This is a genomic window from Streptomyces sp. AgN23, from assembly GCF_001598115.1.
Lineage (GTDB): Bacteria > Actinomycetota > Actinomycetes > Streptomycetales > Streptomycetaceae > Streptomyces > Streptomyces antimycoticus.
This window is the reverse complement of sequence record NZ_CP007153.1, coordinates 7,516,128-7,532,498: the sequence shown is the minus strand read 5'-3', so window position 1 is coordinate 7,532,498 and position 16,371 is coordinate 7,516,128. Positions and strand designations below refer to the sequence as shown.

The 16,371-nt window shown below is 72.1% G+C and carries 14 protein-coding genes and 1 pseudogene; 5 read left to right on the top strand and 10 right to left on the bottom strand.

Annotation, left to right across the window (positions count from 1 at the left end; all coding sequences use genetic code 11):
* Positions 1–8: 8 nt before the first annotated feature.
* The 7 genes and pseudogenes from AS97_RS32780 to miaA all read right to left on the bottom strand — a co-directional run.
* Positions 9–815, bottom strand: a pseudogene (locus AS97_RS32780) (IS30 family transposase); the annotation flags it as partial.
* Positions 816–921: 106 nt separating this feature from the next.
* Positions 922–2,424, bottom strand: a complete 1,503-nt coding sequence (hflX, locus tag AS97_RS32775; RefSeq protein ID WP_086710426.1) for a GTPase HflX — start codon at positions 2,422–2,424, stop codon at positions 922–924.
* A 120-nt stretch (positions 2,425–2,544) separates the two neighbouring features.
* Positions 2,545–4,125 (bottom strand): M1 family metallopeptidase, encoded by a 1,581-nt coding sequence (locus AS97_RS32770; RefSeq protein ID WP_247204561.1) that lies wholly within the window; start codon positions 4,123–4,125, stop codon positions 2,545–2,547.
* An 86-nt stretch (positions 4,126–4,211) separates the two neighbouring features.
* Positions 4,212–6,407, bottom strand: a complete 2,196-nt coding sequence (locus AS97_RS32765; RefSeq protein ID WP_059146731.1) for an HD domain-containing protein — start codon at positions 6,405–6,407, stop codon at positions 4,212–4,214.
* 137 nt (positions 6,408–6,544) lie between these two features.
* Positions 6,545–7,477, bottom strand: a complete 933-nt coding sequence (dapF, locus tag AS97_RS32760) for a diaminopimelate epimerase (protein WP_125756059.1) — start codon at positions 7,475–7,477, stop codon at positions 6,545–6,547.
* 143 nt (positions 7,478–7,620) lie between these two features.
* Positions 7,621–8,121 carry a hypothetical protein gene (locus tag AS97_RS32755; RefSeq protein WP_059146733.1) on the bottom strand — a complete coding sequence of 167 codons (501 nt, stop codon included), beginning with the start codon at positions 8,119–8,121 and terminating at the stop codon, positions 7,621–7,623.
* 108 nt (positions 8,122–8,229) lie between these two features.
* Positions 8,230–9,168 carry a tRNA (adenosine(37)-N6)-dimethylallyltransferase MiaA gene (gene miaA, locus AS97_RS32750; protein ID WP_059146734.1) on the bottom strand — a complete coding sequence of 313 codons (939 nt, stop codon included), beginning with the start codon at positions 9,166–9,168 and terminating at the stop codon, positions 8,230–8,232.
* Positions 9,169–9,357: 189 nt separating this feature from the next.
* Here miaA and AS97_RS32745 point away from each other — a divergent pair, with 189 nt between their 5' ends.
* Both AS97_RS32745 and AS97_RS32740 read left to right on the top strand, forming a co-directional pair.
* The gene (locus AS97_RS32745) at positions 9,358–9,612 is read left to right on the top strand and encodes a hypothetical protein (protein ID WP_079059616.1); all 255 of its coding nucleotides are present in this window, start codon (positions 9,358–9,360) and stop codon (positions 9,610–9,612) included.
* Between the two features lie 24 nt (positions 9,613–9,636).
* Complete coding sequence (locus AS97_RS32740) at positions 9,637–9,879, top strand: antitoxin (RefSeq protein ID WP_059146736.1); 243 nt, start codon at positions 9,637–9,639, stop codon at positions 9,877–9,879.
* 112 nt (positions 9,880–9,991) lie between these two features.
* On the opposite strand, the gene AS97_RS32735 is transcribed toward AS97_RS32740, so the two are convergent.
* Both AS97_RS32735 and miaB read right to left on the bottom strand, forming a co-directional pair.
* On the bottom strand, positions 9,992–10,762 hold the full coding sequence (locus AS97_RS32735; RefSeq protein ID WP_086710429.1) for a class III extradiol dioxygenase subunit B-like domain-containing protein: 771 nt from the start codon (positions 10,760–10,762) through the stop codon (positions 9,992–9,994).
* Positions 10,763–10,784: 22 nt separating this feature from the next.
* The gene (miaB, locus tag AS97_RS32730; RefSeq protein WP_059146766.1) at positions 10,785–12,236 is read right to left on the bottom strand and encodes a tRNA (N6-isopentenyl adenosine(37)-C2)-methylthiotransferase MiaB; all 1,452 of its coding nucleotides are present in this window, start codon (positions 12,234–12,236) and stop codon (positions 10,785–10,787) included.
* Positions 12,237–12,418: 182 nt separating this feature from the next.
* Here miaB and AS97_RS32725 point away from each other — a divergent pair, with 182 nt between their 5' ends.
* The 3 genes from AS97_RS32725 to AS97_RS32715 all read left to right on the top strand — a co-directional run bounded on the left by AS97_RS32725 (position 12,419) and on the right by AS97_RS32715 (position 14,868).
* Entirely contained in the window at positions 12,419–13,141 is a 723-nt protein-coding gene (locus AS97_RS32725) for an IclR family transcriptional regulator (protein ID WP_059146738.1), read from the top strand.
* A 68-nt stretch (positions 13,142–13,209) separates the two neighbouring features.
* Entirely contained in the window at positions 13,210–14,199 is a 990-nt protein-coding gene (locus tag AS97_RS32720; RefSeq protein WP_059146739.1) for a TAXI family TRAP transporter solute-binding subunit, read from the top strand.
* 66 nt (positions 14,200–14,265) lie between these two features.
* Positions 14,266–14,868 (top strand): class I SAM-dependent methyltransferase, encoded by a 603-nt coding sequence (locus AS97_RS32715; protein ID WP_210566139.1) that lies wholly within the window; start codon positions 14,266–14,268, stop codon positions 14,866–14,868.
* A 54-nt stretch (positions 14,869–14,922) separates the two neighbouring features.
* On the opposite strand, the gene AS97_RS32710 is transcribed toward AS97_RS32715, so the two are convergent.
* A complete protein-coding gene (locus AS97_RS32710; RefSeq protein WP_086710431.1) occupies positions 14,923–16,368 on the bottom strand; it encodes a HAMP domain-containing sensor histidine kinase in 1,446 nt (481 codons plus the stop codon).
* Positions 16,369–16,371 lie beyond the last annotated feature (3 nt).

Below are 16,371 nucleotides of genomic sequence, written 5' to 3'. Positions count from 1 at the left end.
CCCGCCTTGCCGATGATGAGGTCGCCCTCCCAGTGTCCGGGGATCGCCCGGTCGGCCACTTCGGCAGGTCGCTCGCTGATCATCACCATGTCCCGCGACATGCGTGGTTGGCGTCGGCAGGACTGGCGGTGGGGCCGCCGCATAGCCCTGCCAGTTCGTAGTGCCCTGGTCAGTTCGCGACGGAGTTCGCCGCGGCCCTGGACGTAGAGGGCCTGGTAGATCGTCTCGTGGACCACGTGCATCTCCGGCCGGTCGGGGAAGCGGGCCCGCAGAGCCTGGCAGATCTGTTCAGGGCTCCAGCGGCGTTCCAGGTGGTCCTGGATGAAGTCCCGGAGTCCGGGGTTCTGGCCGATTTTCCCTGGCTTCGGACGGGGGCGTCGGGCATCGGCGCGGGATTGTGCGGCATATGGCCGGTAGGCCCAGCGAGTCGCGTCACCGCGCAGCGGCACACCATTGCGGCGTACCTCCCGGCTGATCGTGGACGGGCTGCGGTTCAGCTCGGCCGCGATGGTGCGGATGGAAGCCTTCTCCCGCAGCCGGTCCGCGATGTGTATGCGCTCTTCCTCGCACAGGTACCGCCGCCCGGAAACAGAAGCCGGCGCCACCGGCCTGACCGGTGGCGCCGCCGTTGTACGCCCGGACGCATTACGTCCGTTGCGCCAGCGTCTGCCGGTCTTCGGGTTGATCCCGACGATCCGGCATGCCTCTTTGTTGCTGTACCCCTGCTTCACGAGCCGGAAGTATGCAGCTCGCTCAGCAGAGAGCGGCACGGGGCCCCGAGCCACTGTCCGGTTCTCTCGGATCTTGAAGTCCATCGCACCCCTTGAGCTGGGGTGTTGCGACGACCACTAGAACGGAAGAAGTCCGGGGGCGGGCCCTCGTCGTACGCCTGTCGTGCCTTCGCCGTGCTGCCCGTCGTGGCTAGTGCTGTCCGGCGGCCGCGGCCGGGACGAAACGCCGCAGCTCCGCCGCGAGCTCCTCGTGCACCCGCGCCTTGAGCAGCGTGCCCTCGGGCGTGTGCTCCTCGGAGAGCACCTCACCCTCGACGTGGGTGCGCGCGACCAGCTTGCCGTCGGTGTACGGCAGCAGGACCTCGATCTCGACCTGGGGCCGGGGCAGCTCCTCGTCGATCACCGCGAGCAGCTCGTCGATGCCCAGCCCGCTGCGGGCCGACACCGCCATGGCGCGCCGCTCCATGCGCAGCAGCCGCTGCACCACCAGCGGATCGGCCAGATCCGCCTTGTTGATCACGACGATCTCGGGCACGTCGACCGCGCCCACATCGCGGATCACCTCGCGCACGGCGGCCAGCTGCTCCTCCGGTGCCGGATGCGACCCGTCCACCACATGGACGATCAGATCGGCGTCGCCGACCTCCTCCATCGTGGACCGGAACGCCTCCACCAAGTGGTGCGGAAGGTGCCGGACGAACCCGACGGTGTCCGCCAGTGTGTAGAGCCGCCCGCTGGGGGTCTCCGCCCGGCGCACGGTCGGGTCGAGGGTGGCGAACAGTGCGTTCTCCACCAGGACGCCCGCACCGGTGAGCCGGTTGAGCAGCGAGGACTTGCCCGCGTTGGTGTATCCGGCGATGGCGACGGAGGGGACCTTGTGGCGCCGGCGCTCCTGCCGCTTGATGTCGCGGCCGGTCTTCATCTCGGCGATCTCGCGGCGCATCTTCGCCATCTTCTCGCGGATGCGACGCCGGTCCGTCTCGATCTTGGTCTCACCGGGACCACGGGTGGCCATACCGCCGCCCGAGGATCCGGAGCCACCGCCACCCATCTGCCGGGACAGCGACTGGCCCCAGCCCCGCAGCCGCGGCAGCATGTACTGCATCTGGGCGAGCGAGACCTGCGCCTTACCCTCTCGGGACTTGGCGTGCTGGGCGAAGATGTCGAGGATCAGGGCGGTCCGGTCGACCACCTTGACCTTGACGACGTCCTCGAGGTGGATCAGCTGGCCGGGGCTTAGCTCACCGTCGCAGACCACGGTGTCGGCACCGGACTCGACCACGATGTCGCGCAGTTCCTCGGCCTTGCCGGAGCCGATGTAGGTGGCGGGATCCGGCTTGTTGCGCCGCTGGATCACGCCGTCGAGCACCAGGGCGCCGGCGGTCTCGGCGAGCGCGGCCAGCTCCGCCAGGGAGTTCTCCGCGTCCTGCGCCGTGCCGGAGGTCCATACGCCGACCAGCACCACGCGCTCCAGGCGCAGCTGCCGGTACTCGACCTCGGTGATGTCCTCGAGCTCGGTGGACAGCCCCACCACACGCCGCAGCGCGGCACGGTCGGAGCGGTCGTACTGGTCGCCGTCACGCTCCTCGTCGATCTCGTGACTCCAGGCGACGTCCTCTTCCATCAGGGCGTCGGCCCGAAGGCTCTCGGCGGGTCGCTGCCGGTCCTGCGGAAGGGAAGAGGAGTGGGTCAAAGGAATCCTTACGTCGTGGAATACCGTCACTGTCGACAACGCGTGGCGAGCCCGCGGGATTCCCCGCCGGGGCCGGTCGCGACGCCGACTCCTTGATGGTCGCACGCGGCGGCCGGGCCGTCACCCTGGTTTCACGGCCCATGGCACCGCGTAACGCACCGCGTGCCGCCCTGCCCGGGCGCCCGGCAGCGCGGCGCCCTTCGTGCTCTCCTTCGCCGTCGGTCGCCAGTCGGCGTGTCCCGGCATCGGCGGCGTCTTCTTTCCGTACAGCCAGGGACGGAGGAATCCGCTCAGGTCACGCCCCGCCACCTGGGAGGCCAGCTGGATGAAGTCGGCGGTCGAGGCCACTCCGTCGCGGTGGCGGAGCACCCATTCACGCTCCAGCCGGTCGAAGGCGGTCCGGCCGATCCGCTGCCGCAGCGCGTACAGCACCAGCGCGCTGCCGTCGTAGACGACCGGGCGGAAGATGCCGATCTGCTGACCGGAGTCGGCCGGTTTGGGGGCCGCGGGCGGCCCGCCCTCGGCCCGCCAGGCGTCGGACTGCTCGTACGCCTTGCGCATCCGCCGCTCCAGGCTCGCCTTACCGCGCTCATCGGCGTACAGCGCCTCGTACCAGGTGGCGTGGCCCTCGTTGAGCCATAGGTCGGACCAGCGGCGCGGGCTGACGCTGTCGCCGAACCACTGGTGCGCCAGCTCGTGCACCATGATCGATTCGATGTACCACCGGGGCAGCTCCGCGCTGGTGAACAGATCACGCTCGAAGAGGGAGAGCGTCTGTGTCTCCAGCTCGAAGCCGGTGGTGGCGTGGGCGATCAGGACGCCGTAGTTCTCGAACGGGTAGCGCCCGGCCTTCTTCTCCATCCAGGCCAGCTGTCCGGGAGTGCGCGCGAGCCACTTCTCCAGCCGTGCGCGGTCCACCGCGGGTACGACGTCGCGCACCGGCAGCCCACGGGGCCCGGTGCGGCGCGGCACGGCGGAGCGGCCGATGGAGATCTGCGCCAGTTCGGTGGCCATGGGATGGGCGAGGCGGTACGTCCAGGTGGTCCGCGACCCCTTGCGAAGGCGCAGTCCGGGAAGACCGCCCGCGACGACCGTAAGGCTCTTCGGAGCGGTGATCCGGAAGGTGAAGCGGGCCTTGTCGGCGGGGTGGTCGTTGCAGGGGAAGACCCGGTGGGCGGCGTTGGCCTGATTGGCCATGACCAGCCCGTCGCTGGTGCGGACCCAGCCGCCGTTGGTGCCGCCCCGCGGATCGCTGGTGTGGTGGACGGTGACCCGGAAGGCGGCGCCCTTACGGAGCGGGGTGGACGGCGTGACCACCAGGTCCTCACCGGCCGTCACGAACCGGGCCCGCACCCCGTCGACCCGCACCGAGTCCACGACACCCTGGGCGAAGTCGAGGTTGACGGTGCGCAGGGGGGCGGTGGCGTGGGCGTCGATGGTGGTGACGGCGTCGAGCGGCCGGTCCTGGCGGCGGTAGTCGAACACGATGTCGTACGCCGTGACGTCGTACCCGGGATTGCCGAGCTCCGGGAAGAGCGGGTCGCCGATGCCCAGGGGCCTGGGGTGGGTGGACGATACCGGCCCCGCGGCGGAGGAGGGGCCGACCGCGAGGAAGACGGCGGCCATGGCCGCCGCCACCAGCGCGGTCCTGCGGCGCCCGGTGCGCGGCGGCCAGGGGCGGCGCCCCGAAGAAAACGTCATGCCCTACGGCTACCAGCCCCCCCGGCGCCGGCGCAGTCGCTCCCGGCTTTGATCCACCCGAAGGAGTTCAGGCGGCCCGGCGGCGCTCAGGAGCGCGCCGCGGCCACACTGCGGCCCTCGCGTGTCACGTCATAGACCCCCGGGACGTTCCGCATGGCCCGCATCAGCGTCGGCAGTCTGCTCGCGTCGGGCAGCTGGAGCGTGTAGGTGTGCCGGACGCGCTGCTCACGGGGCGGTTCGACGGCGGCCGCGACCACCTCCGCGCCCTCGGCGGCGATGGCCTCGGTGAGATCAGCGAGCAGATGCGGTCTGCTGAACGCCTCCGCGAAGAGGGTCACGCGATAGTCGCCGCCCCCGTCCCCGTCGTCCTCGTCCGCCCAGCGCACCCCGACGACCGTGCGCCCGGCCGCGATCATCCGCGCCACTCCGGGGCACCGCTCGCGGTGCACGGTGACAGCCCCGCCGCGGACCGCGAAGCCGGTGACCGGGTCGGGCGGCACGGGGGTGCAGCAGCGGGCGAGCCGTACGGTCGCGCCGGGCCGGTCGACGATGATGCCCGCCTCGGGGCGGACCGCCCCGGCCGCGGGGACGGCGGTCTCGCCGCCCTGCGAAGCCTGCGAGCCCTGCGCGTCCTGCCCGGAGAGCGTGGCGGCGGACTCTGCCTCAGGCTCTCGGGACTCGTGCTGCGCGGGCTGCGGCGCCGGGTGGGCGGCCAGCCAGCGGTTGATGGCGATGCGGGCGGCCGGGGTGCGGGCGTGGTCGAGCCACTCCGGAGAAGGGCCGTGGGAGGCGGCGTCCCGGCTGTCGCCTGCCATCAGGAGCTGCAGGGTGTCGCCGTCGCGCAGCACCGTGCTCAGGGTCGCGATCCGGCCATTGACCCGGGCGCCGATACAGGAGTGGGCGTCCTCGCCGTACAGGGCGTACGCGGCGTCCACACAGCTGGCGCCCGCGGGCAGGCCGAGCGTCCCGCCGTCGGAGCGGAAGACCGTGATCTCCCGGTCCTGGGCGAGGTCGTCACGGAGCGAGGTCCAGAAGAGGTGGGGGTCCGGGGTGGCGCTCTGCCAGTCGAGCAGCCGGGACAGCCACCCGGGGCGGGTCGGGTCGGCCCGCTCGCCCTCGGGTGCGTCGGCGCCCTCCGTCGGAGTGTACGGATTGCCGAGGGCGATCACTCCGGCCTCCGCGACCCGGTGCATCTGATGGGTGCGGATGAGGACCTCGGTGACCTCGCCGTCGCGCCCGGCCACTGCCGTGTGCAGCGACTGGTAGAGGTTGAACTTGGGGACCGCGATGAAGTCCTTGAACTCCGAGATCACCGGGGTGAAGCAGGTGTGCAGTTCGCCCAGGACCGCGTAGCAGTCCGCGTCGTCGGAGACGAGGACGAGGAGGCGGCCGAGGTCCGTGCCGGTCAGCTCGCCGCGCTTGAGCCCGACCCGGTGGACGGAGACGAAGTGCCGCGGCCGGACCAGGACTTCGGCGGTGATGCCGGCCTCGTGCAGCACGCCCCGTACGTCCTCGGCGGCGTGGGCCAGCGGGTCGGGGCGCCCGGCGTGGGCCTGGAGGAGCTCGCGGGTCTGCGCGTACTCCTCGCGGTGGAGGATGGCGAAGACCAGGTCCTCCAGCTCGGTCTTGAGCGCCTGCACCCCGAGCCGCTCGGCGAGCGGGATCAGCACATCGCGGGTGACCTTGGCGATGCGCACCTGTTTCTCGGGGCGCATCACGCCGAGGGTGCGCATGTTGTGCAGCCGGTCGGCGAGTTTGATCGACATCACCCGGACGTCGTTGCCCGTGGCCACGAGCATCTTGCGGAAGGTCTCGGGCTCGGCCGCCGCGCCGTAGTCGACCTTCTCCAACTTGGTGACGCCGTCGACGAGATAGCGGACCTCCTCGCCGAACTCCTCCCCCACCTGATCGAGGGTCACCTCGGTGTCCTCGACGGTGTCGTGGAGCAGCGAGGCGGTCAACGTGGTGGTCTCGGCGCCCAGTTCGGCGAGGATCAGGGTGACGGCCAGCGGATGGGTGATGTACGGCTCACCGCTCTTGCGCATCTGGCCGCGGTGGGAGGACTCGGCCAGGACATACGCCTTGCGGAGCACATCCAGATCGGCTCCGGGATGGTGTGCGCGGTGGACCTTGGCCACATGCTCGATCGCGTCCGGCAGTCGGCCGCGGGAGGCCGGGCCCAGCAGGGCCGCCCGGCTGAACCTGCGGATATTGCGCAGGTCGATGCGGGGGAGACCGCGCCTGCGGCCGAACGGGGCCTGGTCGGTGGCCTCTGCGCTCATGGGCAACCTCCGGCGGCGTCGAGCGTCAACCGGCGTGGGTACTCCCCCGGGGCCGGTGCTTGATGCTATCGAGCCCATCACGCACGGCCGACCGGCTCTCGCCCAGAGTGAAACGGATCACCCATTCGAGGGAACTGTCAACCGAGGTCCGTGCCCAGCCAAGCGGGATCCAGTTCCCCCTCGGCCACGATCACGGCAGGGCCGGTCATCTCTACCGTACCGTCCGGCCGTTCACTGATCACAAGGCGCCCCCCGGGGACGTCCACCGTGTACGTGACGGGGTGGCCGGTCAGCGCCGGGTCGGCCCCGTCACGGCGCGCCGCGGCCACCATCACGGCGCAGGCGCCGGTGCCGCAGGAGCGGGTCTCACCGGAGCCGCGCTCATGCACGCGCATCGCGACATGGCGCGGGCCGCGGTCGACGACGAATTCGACATTGGTGCCGTGGGGGTACGCGGAGGCGGGGCGCACGGCGGGGGCCGCGAGCAGATCACCGGCCTGGGCGAGATCGTCGACGAAGGCGACCGCGTGCGGGTTGCCCATGTTCACGTTGCGCGCGGGCCAGCTGTGCTCACCGACCGTGACCGTGATCTCCGCCTCGGGGCCGGGCCCGGGCAGCGTGGCCTCGCCCATCACCACGGTGATCGGACCGTCGGACCCCGCCGCGGCCTCGCCCGGCTGCGCGGCGTCCCCGGCGTCCTTGGCGATGTGGACCCGGCGCACCCCGGCCCGGGTGGCGACAGCGAGATCGCCCGCCTCGGCGAGCCCGGCCCGCTGCAGATACCGGGCGAAGACGCGGACTCCGTTGCCGCACATCTCGGCGATGCTGCCGTCGCTGTTGCGGTAGTCCATGAACCACTCGGCCTGGTCGGCCATGGCCCGCGCCTCGGGGTGTGCCGAGGCGCGCACGACGCGGATCAGCCCGTCACCGCCGATACCGGCGCGGCGGTCGCAGATCCGGGCGACGGCGGCCGCGGACAGCTCCAGGCCGCCGTCCAGGTCGGGGACGATGACGAAGTCGTTCTCGGTGCCGTGACCCTTGAGGAAGGACAGCCGTGGTGCGGTGCTCATCCCTCGATCCTACGGGGGACCTCGTGCGCCGTCCCGCCGTGCCCGGGCCGTCGGCGCCGGGCGGGCCGCAGGGCCTCGACGAGCGCACCGCCGCGAGGCGCCGAGGCGGGCGCCGTAGGCCGCGAGGATGCGCCGGAGAGGGCCTAGCGGAGGCGGGCCACCCGCCAGAAGGTGAGGGCGGCCAGCAGGGCCACGATCACCACGTAGAGCACGACGAAGCGCCAGTCCGGGCGGCGTCCGGAGCCTCTGGGAGGAAGGCCCGGCCAGGTGTAGCCCACCCGGCGGGCGGCCATCAGGCCCCAGCCCGCCGCGCAGCAGCTCAGCAGCAGGCCGAGCATGGCCACGACCGCCCCTCCGTCGCCGAACTCGAAGGCGAGCGGAAAGGCGAACATCAGCGAGCCCAGGATGGCGAGGCCGACGATCGGGGCGATCTGCCAGATCCGCAGCCGGCGCGGCGGGCGCAGCTCCCGGAAGGACTCCCCGGAGACGGATCCCGCGCCGTCCGGGTCCTCGGAGCCGTCCTCGAGGACCGGTGCGCCGGGTTCGTGGAGCGCTCCTCCGGCCTCATCGGGACCGTCGGGGGTCAGCGGCCCCGCGTCTCCGTGCGGCGATTGCTGCGATGCGTCGCGAGGGCCGGCCTCCATCGCCACACGCCCTCCCAACTCCAGACACCACGGCACGATCGGAGCTTGATGATGGCATGCCCGCCGGGGCCCGAATGACGAGCTGAGCGTCCCGATGCCATGACGTGATCAGGCTGTGACCGCCCGTTCAACCAACGTGAGCGCGCTCGCCAGGAGTTCCCCTCTGCGGTCGGCGGCTCCGCTGAGCCAGTGGACCCGGGGATCGCGGCGGAACCAGGAATCCTGGCGGCGCGCGAACCGCTTGGTGGCGCGCACGGTTTCGGCCCTGGCCACCTCCTCGGTGCACTCCTCAGCGAGCGAGGCGAGCACTTGCTGATAGCCGAGGGCGCGGGAGGCGGTACGGCCCGAGCGCAGCCCGGCGGCCTCCAGCAGGCGGACCTCCTCGACCAGCCCGGCGTCCCACATCCGGTCCACCCGCAGGGCGATCCGCTCGTCCAGCTCGGGCCGCTCGACGTCGACGCCGATCTGGAGCGTGTCGTAGACCGCCTCGTGCCCGGGCAGATTGGCGGTGAAGGGGCGGCCCGTGATCTCGATGACCTCCAGCGCCCGGACCACCCTGCGGCCGTTGCTGGGCAGGATCGCGCGCGCCGCCTCGGGGTCGGCGGCGGCGAGGCGGGCGTGCAGGACCCCGGAGCCCCGCTCCTCCAGCTCGGCCTCGAGCCGGGCCCGGACGGCGGGGTCGGTGCCCGGGAACTCCAGGGCGTCGATGGCCCCGCGGATGTAGAGGCCGGATCCGCCGACCAGGATGGGAGTGCGGCCCTCGTCGAGCAGGCGGTCCATCTCGGCGCGGGCCAGCCGCTGGTACTCGGCGACGCTCGCGGTCTGGGTGACGTCCCAGATGTCCAACAGCCGGTGTGGCACCCCTTGCCGCTCATCCTCCGTCAGCTTGGCGGTGCCGATGTCCATGCCCCGGTAGAGCTGCATGGAGTCGGCGTTGACGACCTCGCCGTCGAGATGTCTGGCGAGCGCGACGCCCAGATCGGACTTTCCGGCCGCGGTGGGGCCGACGACGGCGATGACTCGCGGCGGGTGGCCTGCAGTATTCACCGGGCCAGTCTCGCAAACGCCGGGGGCCTCCTCGAATGAGCGACGTGACGGGGCACCGACGGGTTCGTTGCCCGCTTGCGAGGTTCCGGGGGCCGGTTCAGCTCATCGGCCTCCGCGCGCGGCGCAAGAGAACGCTCCGAGCGGCACGGGATTTCGCCCGCACGAGTAAGGTATGGAGTGGATATGGGCATGTTTTCCAGGTTTCGTCGCGATCGTCATGTGCCGAAGGAGGCGAGCCGCTCGTCCGAGAAGGCACCGTCCGCACAGGACGCCCAGGTCACGGCCGACGCCATCACGGCGGAGGCCGCGTCCGGGACCGGCGACGGGGCTGAAACCGCGCGGAGCGGGAAGGAGAGCCCGGCGGGTGAAGGCGCCGGGATCCCCAGGCAACAGTCCGCGGCCGAGGCGGCCGACAGCGAGACCGGTGAGAGCGCCCGCACATAGGCAGCCGACGAGGGTAGGTGGCACATGGGCCTGATGGACAATCTCAAGGCCAAGGCCGGTCAGATGAAGGGCAAGGCCGGCAGCTTCGCGCAGCAGCACGAGGCCAGGATCGAGCGGGGCCTGGAGAAGGCGGCCAAGACGGTCGACACCAGGACCAAGGGCAAGTACAGCGCCAAGATCGAGACTGGCAGGGGCAAGGCGAAGGGCGCTCTCAACCGCCTTTCGCACATGGAAGAGGACAAGCCCAAGCCCAAGCGCGACGAATAGAGCCGCCCAGGCCAGGACGGCGCCCACGTCGAGGGCGGGCGACGCCAGGCCCAGACCGGCCCACCCCGCCGGTACGCGGCCGTGGAGCGGACGCTCCACGGCCGCGAGCGGGCTAGGACGACCAGCTCGCCACGAAGTACCCCACGCCGTACGGCGCTTCGTCATACCGCAACTCCCCCTTCAGGGGCGCCCCCTCGGCCGCACCCGCGAGCACCTGCAGCGGCGCGCGGCCCGCCGCCTTCAGCTCGTACGCCAACTCCTCGTCGAGCGCCGCCAGCGCCCCGGTGTCGGCAGCCGCCAGCGCCCGCGCCACCTCGGCATCGAACGGGGCCGCCCGCTCGTCGAGATAGCCCGGCGCCTTCAACGTGCGGCATGCGGTGCCGTCGCCCATCACCAGCAACGCCATTCGCTCCGCCCGCCCGGCGAGCTCCCTTCCCACTTCAATACACCGCTCGGCCGCGAGAGGTTCCCCCACACCCAGCCCTTCGACGGGCACCGCCGGGTCCCACCCCGCGTGCTCCAGCAACCAGGCGGCGACCGCCAGCGACAGTGGCAGCGAGGGCGACGGCGGCAGCGAGGGCGAGGGACCCTGCCCCGCGGCATCGTCGCCGCCGGACGCCCCGTCCGCCGCCGGCGCGGCCAGCCGCACCTCCACCTCCACGCCGAAGCCGCGGAACGATCCGGCCGCGCCCTGCGCATGCGGTCCGCGCCCGGCGCGCTCGGCGGGCCCCACCACGATCAGGCGCTCCGGACGCGCCGCCGCGAGGGCGCGAACGGCCTCGGCGCATGCCGCGCGCAGCCCGTCCAGCTCGGGAGCGGCTCCGGCGGCGATCTCGGGCACCAGCAGCGGCGGACACGGGCAGACGGCGGCGGCGATCAGCATGATCGTCAGCCTAGCCGGGCGCTCAGTCGCAGCCGCAGCCCGCGGCGGGCGCGGCCGGCAGCGACGGCGGGGCGCCCACCGTCGGCAGGCCCAGCATCACCCCCGCGGGCTTCTTCTCCCCGGGTGCGTTCCGCCGCTCCCAGGCGTCCCCGGCGCGGGTGCGCCGCACGCCCCGGGCCGGGCCCTCGGCCAGCAGATGGTGCGGGGCGGCGTAGGTGATGTCGACGGTGACGACGTCGCCGGGGCGCACCGGCTCCTCGGGGCGCGCGAAGTGCACCAGGCGGTTGTCGGCGGCGCGGCCGGACAGCCGCCGCGTGGCATCGTCCTTACGGCCTTCACCCTCGGCGACCAGCACCTCCAGCGTGCGGCCGACCTGCTTCTTGTTCTCCTCCCAGGAGATCTCCTCCTGGAGGGCGACCAGCCGCTCGTAGCGCTCCTGGACGACCGCCTTGGGCACCTGGCCGTCCATCTCGGCTGCGGGCGTCCCGGGCCGCTTGGAGTACTGGAAGGTGAACGCCTGCGCGAATCGCGCCTCGCGCACCACGTGCAGCGTCTGCTCGAAGTCCTCCTCCGTCTCACCGGGGAAGCCGACGATGATGTCGGTCGAGATGGCGGCGTCCGGCATCGCGGCGCGCACCTTTTCGATGATGCCGAGGTAGCGCTCCTGCCGGTACGAGCGGCGCATCGCCTTGAGCACGGTGTCCGAGCCGGACTGCAGCGGCATGTGCAACTGCGGCATCACGTTCTCCGTCTCCGCCATGGCGGAGATCACGTCGTCGGTGAAGTCGCGCGGATGCGGCGAGGTGAACCGGACCCGCTCCAGACCCTCGACCTTCCCGCAGGCGCGCAGCAGCTTGCTGAACGCCTCGCGGTCGCCGATGTCGGAGCCGTACGCGTTCACGTTCTGGCCGAGCAGGGTGATCTCGGTGACGCCCTCGGCGACCAGGGTCTCCACTTCGGCGAGGATGTCGCCGGGGCGGCGGTCCTTCTCCTTGCCGCGCAGCGCCGGGACGATGCAGAAGGTGCAGGTGTTGTTGCAGCCCACCGAGATGGAGACCCACGCGGCGTACGCGGACTCGCGCCGCGTCGGAAGGGTGGAGGGGAAGGCTTCCAGGGACTCGGCGATCTCGACCTGGGCCTCCTCCTGGACGCGGGCGCGCTCCAGCAGCACCGGCAGACTGCCGATGTTGTGGGTGCCGAAGACCACATCGACCCAGGGGGCCTTCTTGACGATGGTGTCGCGGTCCTTCTGGGCCAGACAGCCGCCGACGGCGATCTGCATGCCCGGCCGCCGCGCCTTCATCGGTGCGAGCCGGCCGAGGTTGCCGTAGAGGCGGTTGTCGGCGTTCTCGCGCACCGCGCAGGTGTTGAAGACGACGATGTCTGCCTCGCCCTCGCCGGTGCCCTCGGGAGCGCGGACAAAGCCCGCCTCCTCCAGCAGGCCCGAGAGCCGCTCGGAGTCGTGGACATTCATCTGGCACCCGTAGGTGCGGATCTCGTAGCTCTTGGGTACTTGAACGTCCACTGCCGGGCTCCGGTCGCTGCTGATGGTCACGCATCAAGGGTAGGCGCTCACAGAAGCCCCCCTGCCTGGCGGTGGTCCGGGCATCCCTCGGCACACTATGTTCCATGACACGGAACAGCTCCCAGGGCAATATGCTCGACAAGGCAGTGGCGGTGCTCGACTGCTTCCGGCCCGACGGCGGCGCGTTCCGTCTCACAGAACTGTCCGCGCGTACGGGGCTGGCCAAGACCACCGCCTTCCGGCTCTGCGCCGATCTGGTCCGCCTCGGCCTGCTCGAACGGGACGCCGAGACCTACCGGCTCGGTGGCGCTCTGTTCGAGCTGGGCTCGCTCGTCCCGCGCCGACGCGATCTGCGGGAGGCCGCGCTGCCGTTTCTGCAGGACCTCTTCGAGGCCACCCACGAGACCGTGCACCTCGGGGTGCGCGAGGGCCACGAGGTGGTCTATGTCGAGCGCATCCACGGCCACGACGCCCTTCGGCTGCCGTCCCGCATCGGCGGCCGACTGCCCCTGACCTGCACCGGCGTCGGTAAGGCGCTTCTGGCGTTCTCGGGTTCCGAGCTGGTCGAGGACGTCCTGGCCGCGTCCCTGCCCCGTCTCACCCCCCACTCGATCATCGATCCGGACCGGCTGCGCACGGCCATCGAGCAGGCCCAGGTCGCGGGTCTGGCCTACGAGGAGGAAGAGGCGGCTTCGGGAGTCAGCTGCATCGCGGCTCCCGTCTTCGACGGACCGACGGCGGTGGCGGCGCTGTCGGTGGCCGTACCCCGCAGCCGCTTCCGGCCCGCGCAGCTGGCCCCGGCCGTCCGGACCGCGGCCCTGGGGCTGTCGAGGGCCCTGCGGTCCGGCACGTGACCGGGTGCCCTGCGGGATCCGCGGCTCGCCCCTCCCGTCCCGGGAGCGGGACTGGCAGGATCCTCGCCATGGCCGTCACCCTTCCGCGCCTGGACCGGCGCCGTGCCCTGCAATCTGCCGCCGCGGGCCTCGTCGCCCTGGGGCTGCTGTTGTGGTGGCTGCTGGCGGTGGGCGGCGGCCCCTCGCCCAGCGGCCGGGCGACCTTCGCGACCGGGGTCTCCACCGGGGTCTACGACACCTATGGCCGGATGCTCGAGCGGGACCTCGCCCGGGACCTCCCCGATGTCGATGTGCGGCTGGAACAGTCCAGGGGATCCCCGGACAACGTCGAACGGCTGGCCCGGGGCAGGGCCACCTTCGCCATCGCCGCCACCGATGCCGTCGCCGCCTACCAGGGGGAGGGCGCGGGGCGGCTGCGGGCCTGCGCCCGGCTGTACGACGACTACATGCAGCTGGTCGTGCCGAGGGGCTCCTCCGTGCGATCGGCCCGCGACCTGAAGCATCTGCGAGTGGGCGTGGGCGACGACGGCTCGGGAGTGCAGCTGATCACCCGGGCGCTGATCAAGGCCGCCGGGCTCGACTTCAATCGGGACATCCGGGCCGAGCGGGTCGGCATCGACGCCATGCCGAGGCTGCTGCGGCAGGGCAAGCTCGACGCCTTCTTCTGGTCGGGCGGGCTGCCGACCACCGCGGTGCGCACCCTGGCCCACGCCTACCCGATCCGGCTCGTCCAGCTCGGCGACCTCACCGGCCCGCTGCACCGGCAGGGCGGGGTGACGCGCTACTACCGGGCGGCCACCGTGCCCGCCGACGCGTACGAGGAGATACGCAGGCCGGAACCGGTCAAGACGATCGCCGTACCGAACCTCCTGGTCACCACCGACCGGGTGGACCCCGATCTGGCGGAGGGCGTCACCCGCACGGTGATAGAGAACCGGGACCGCATCGGGGCGAAGGTGCACGCCGCGCAGAAGGTGGACCTGCGCACCGCCGTCTTCACCGATCCGCTCGCCCTCCACGAGGGCGCGGCGCGCTATTACCGCTCGGTCAAGCCGTAGCCGGGCCGCGTCCGAGGTCGGCCGAAACCGCCGAGGCCCCGCCGGAAGGTCCGGCAGGATCCTCCTATGACTGTGCAGAACGGCAGGCGGTGGAACAACAACATCCACTACCACCCCCGTATCCTCGGCGCGGTCCCCGACGGCGCCCAGCGCGCCCTCGACGTCGGCTGTGGCGAGGGCATGCTCGCCCGCGAACTGCGGCGGGCCGTGCCGCACGTCACCGCCATCGACCTCGACGCGGCCAGTATCGAGCTGGGCCGCGCGTACCGGGACGATGTCGACTACATCCTCGGCGACTTCCTGGACCATCCCTTCGAGCCCGCCTCGTTCGACGTCATCGCGTCGGTGGCCGCCCTGCACCACATGGACGGCGCCACCGGGCTGGCCCGGATGCGCGACCTGCTGCGGCCCGGCGGTGTCCTGGCCGTCGTCGGCCTCGCCCGTAACACCCTGCCCCACGACCTGCCGCATGTCCTCGCCGGTGTGGCCGTCGGTGCCGTCCACCGCGCCTGGAAAGGGCTGTGGCACCACCCGTCGCCCATCGTGTGGCCGCCGCCGGTGACGTACCCGGAGATGCGGGCGATGGCCGCCGAGATCCTGCCCGGCTCGCTGTACCGCCGTCATCTCCTGTGGCGCTACAGCATCATCTGGCGCAAGCCGCAGGGCTGAGTTGTGGCCCGCTCCGCCGCCCGTCTTACGGTCTTCCTCACGTCCTTACGGTCTTCACGTTCTCACCGGGCCCGGTCCCTTCACCTGCTCACTCGGCCCGGTGCGCGGGACGGTGATGGTCACGCGCAGCCCGCGGGGCTCGTTGGGGGCGTAGTGGATCGTGCCCCCGCCCGCCGCGAGCAGGGCGCGGGTGATGGACAGGCCCAGGCCCGAACCCGAGATGTTCTGGTGGCGGCTGCTGCGCCAGAAGCGGTCGCCGACCCGGGCGAGTTCGTCCTCGGTGAGGCCCGGGCCGCCGTCGGCGACGACGATCGCGACGGTGTCGCCGTCCGTGCGCGCCGAGACCTCCACATGCGCCCCCTCGGGCGTGAACTTCAGGGCGTTGTCGACGACGGCGTCCAGCGCGCTGGACAGGGCCACCGGGTCGGCCCAGCCGGTGATGGCGGCGGGGCCGGTGTAGGCGAGCCCGACTTCCTCCCGCTCGGCCACCAGAAGCCAGGCGTCCACCCGGTCGGTCGCCAGCTCCGCGATATCGGTGAGCCTCAGATCGGCGGCGGAGTGCTCGGCCAGGGCGAGGTCGAGCAGATCGTCCAGGACGCTGGCCAGGCGCTTGCCCTCCGCGCGCACCGAGGCGATCTCCTCATGGCCGTCCGGCAACTCCAGTGCCAGCAGCTCGATGCGCAGCAACAGCGCGGAGAGGGGATTGCGCAGCTGGTGGGAGGCGTCGGCCACGAACGCCCGCTGCTGCTCCAGGACTTGTTCGACGTTGTCGGCCATCTCGTTGAACGAGCGGGCGAGCCGCCGCAGTTCCGGGGGCCCCGAGGCGGCCGCGACACGTGACTGCATCCGCCCGGTCGCGATGTCGTGGGTCGCGGTGTCCAGAACGCGCACGGGCCGCAGCACCCATCCGGTCAGCCGGAAGGCGGCCCCCACGGCCAGCAGCATCGCGGCGCATTCGCCCGCGCCGATGACCAGCCAGCCGTGCAGGGTCCGCCACCGCATCTGGCCGGTGGGCGAGTCGGTGACGACGACGGCCACCACGTCCCCGTCGCGGACCACGGGGGAGGCGACGGTGAGTCTGCCCCGCTGCCAGGGCCACACCTGGGGCGGATCGTGGCTGCGGCGCCCGGCGAGGGCCTCGTCGAACGCCCGGGCGCTCTCGCCCGTGTCCGGCAGCCGCCAGCTGCCGGGCGCCTCGGCCATGGGCGGCGCGTCCCGGTCCCGGTAGAAGACCCCGGCCCGGATGCCGTACAGATCGTGGTAGCGCTTGAGCTCGGCGCGCAGGGTGTCCAGCCGCTCGTCCCCCTCGGCGCCGACCGCCCCCGTCGGCCCGGCGGTGACGAACTGGGCGAGCGCGGCGAAGCGCGCGGTGTCGTCGATCCGGTCGACGACCACCCGCTGCTGCTCCCGGGCGGCCACGCTCCCGGCGAGCGGGAAGCCGAGCGCGAGCAGCACGCCCGCCATAAGGACGATGAGAAGCGGGAGGAGTCGGGTGCGCACCTG

Coding starts and splice junctions, on each gene's coding strand:
- AS97_RS32770 (WP_247204561.1), bottom strand. CDS start 4,125: ATGACGTTTTCTTCGGGGCGCCGCCCCTGGCCGCCGCGCACCGGGCGC.
- AS97_RS32765 (WP_059146731.1), bottom strand. CDS start 6,407: ATGAGCGCAGAGGCCACCGACCAGGCCCCGTTCGGCCGCAGGCGCGGT.
- dapF (WP_125756059.1), bottom strand. CDS start 7,477: ATGAGCACCGCACCACGGCTGTCCTTCCTCAAGGGTCACGGCACCGAG.
- AS97_RS32755 (WP_059146733.1), bottom strand. CDS start 8,121: ATGGAGGCCGGCCCTCGCGACGCATCGCAGCAATCGCCGCACGGAGAC.
- AS97_RS32745 (WP_079059616.1), top strand. CDS start 9,358: ATGTTTTCCAGGTTTCGTCGCGATCGTCATGTGCCGAAGGAGGCGAGC.
- AS97_RS32740 (WP_059146736.1), top strand. CDS start 9,637: ATGGGCCTGATGGACAATCTCAAGGCCAAGGCCGGTCAGATGAAGGGC.
- AS97_RS32735 (WP_086710429.1), bottom strand. CDS start 10,762: ATGCTGATCGCCGCCGCCGTCTGCCCGTGTCCGCCGCTGCTGGTGCCC.
- miaB (WP_059146766.1), bottom strand. CDS start 12,236: ATGAATGTCCACGACTCCGAGCGGCTCTCGGGCCTGCTGGAGGAGGCG.
- AS97_RS32725 (WP_059146738.1), top strand. CDS start 12,419: ATGCTCGACAAGGCAGTGGCGGTGCTCGACTGCTTCCGGCCCGACGGC.
- AS97_RS32720 (WP_059146739.1), top strand. CDS start 13,210: ATGGCCGTCACCCTTCCGCGCCTGGACCGGCGCCGTGCCCTGCAATCT.
- AS97_RS32715 (WP_210566139.1), top strand. CDS start 14,266: ATGACTGTGCAGAACGGCAGGCGGTGGAACAACAACATCCACTACCAC.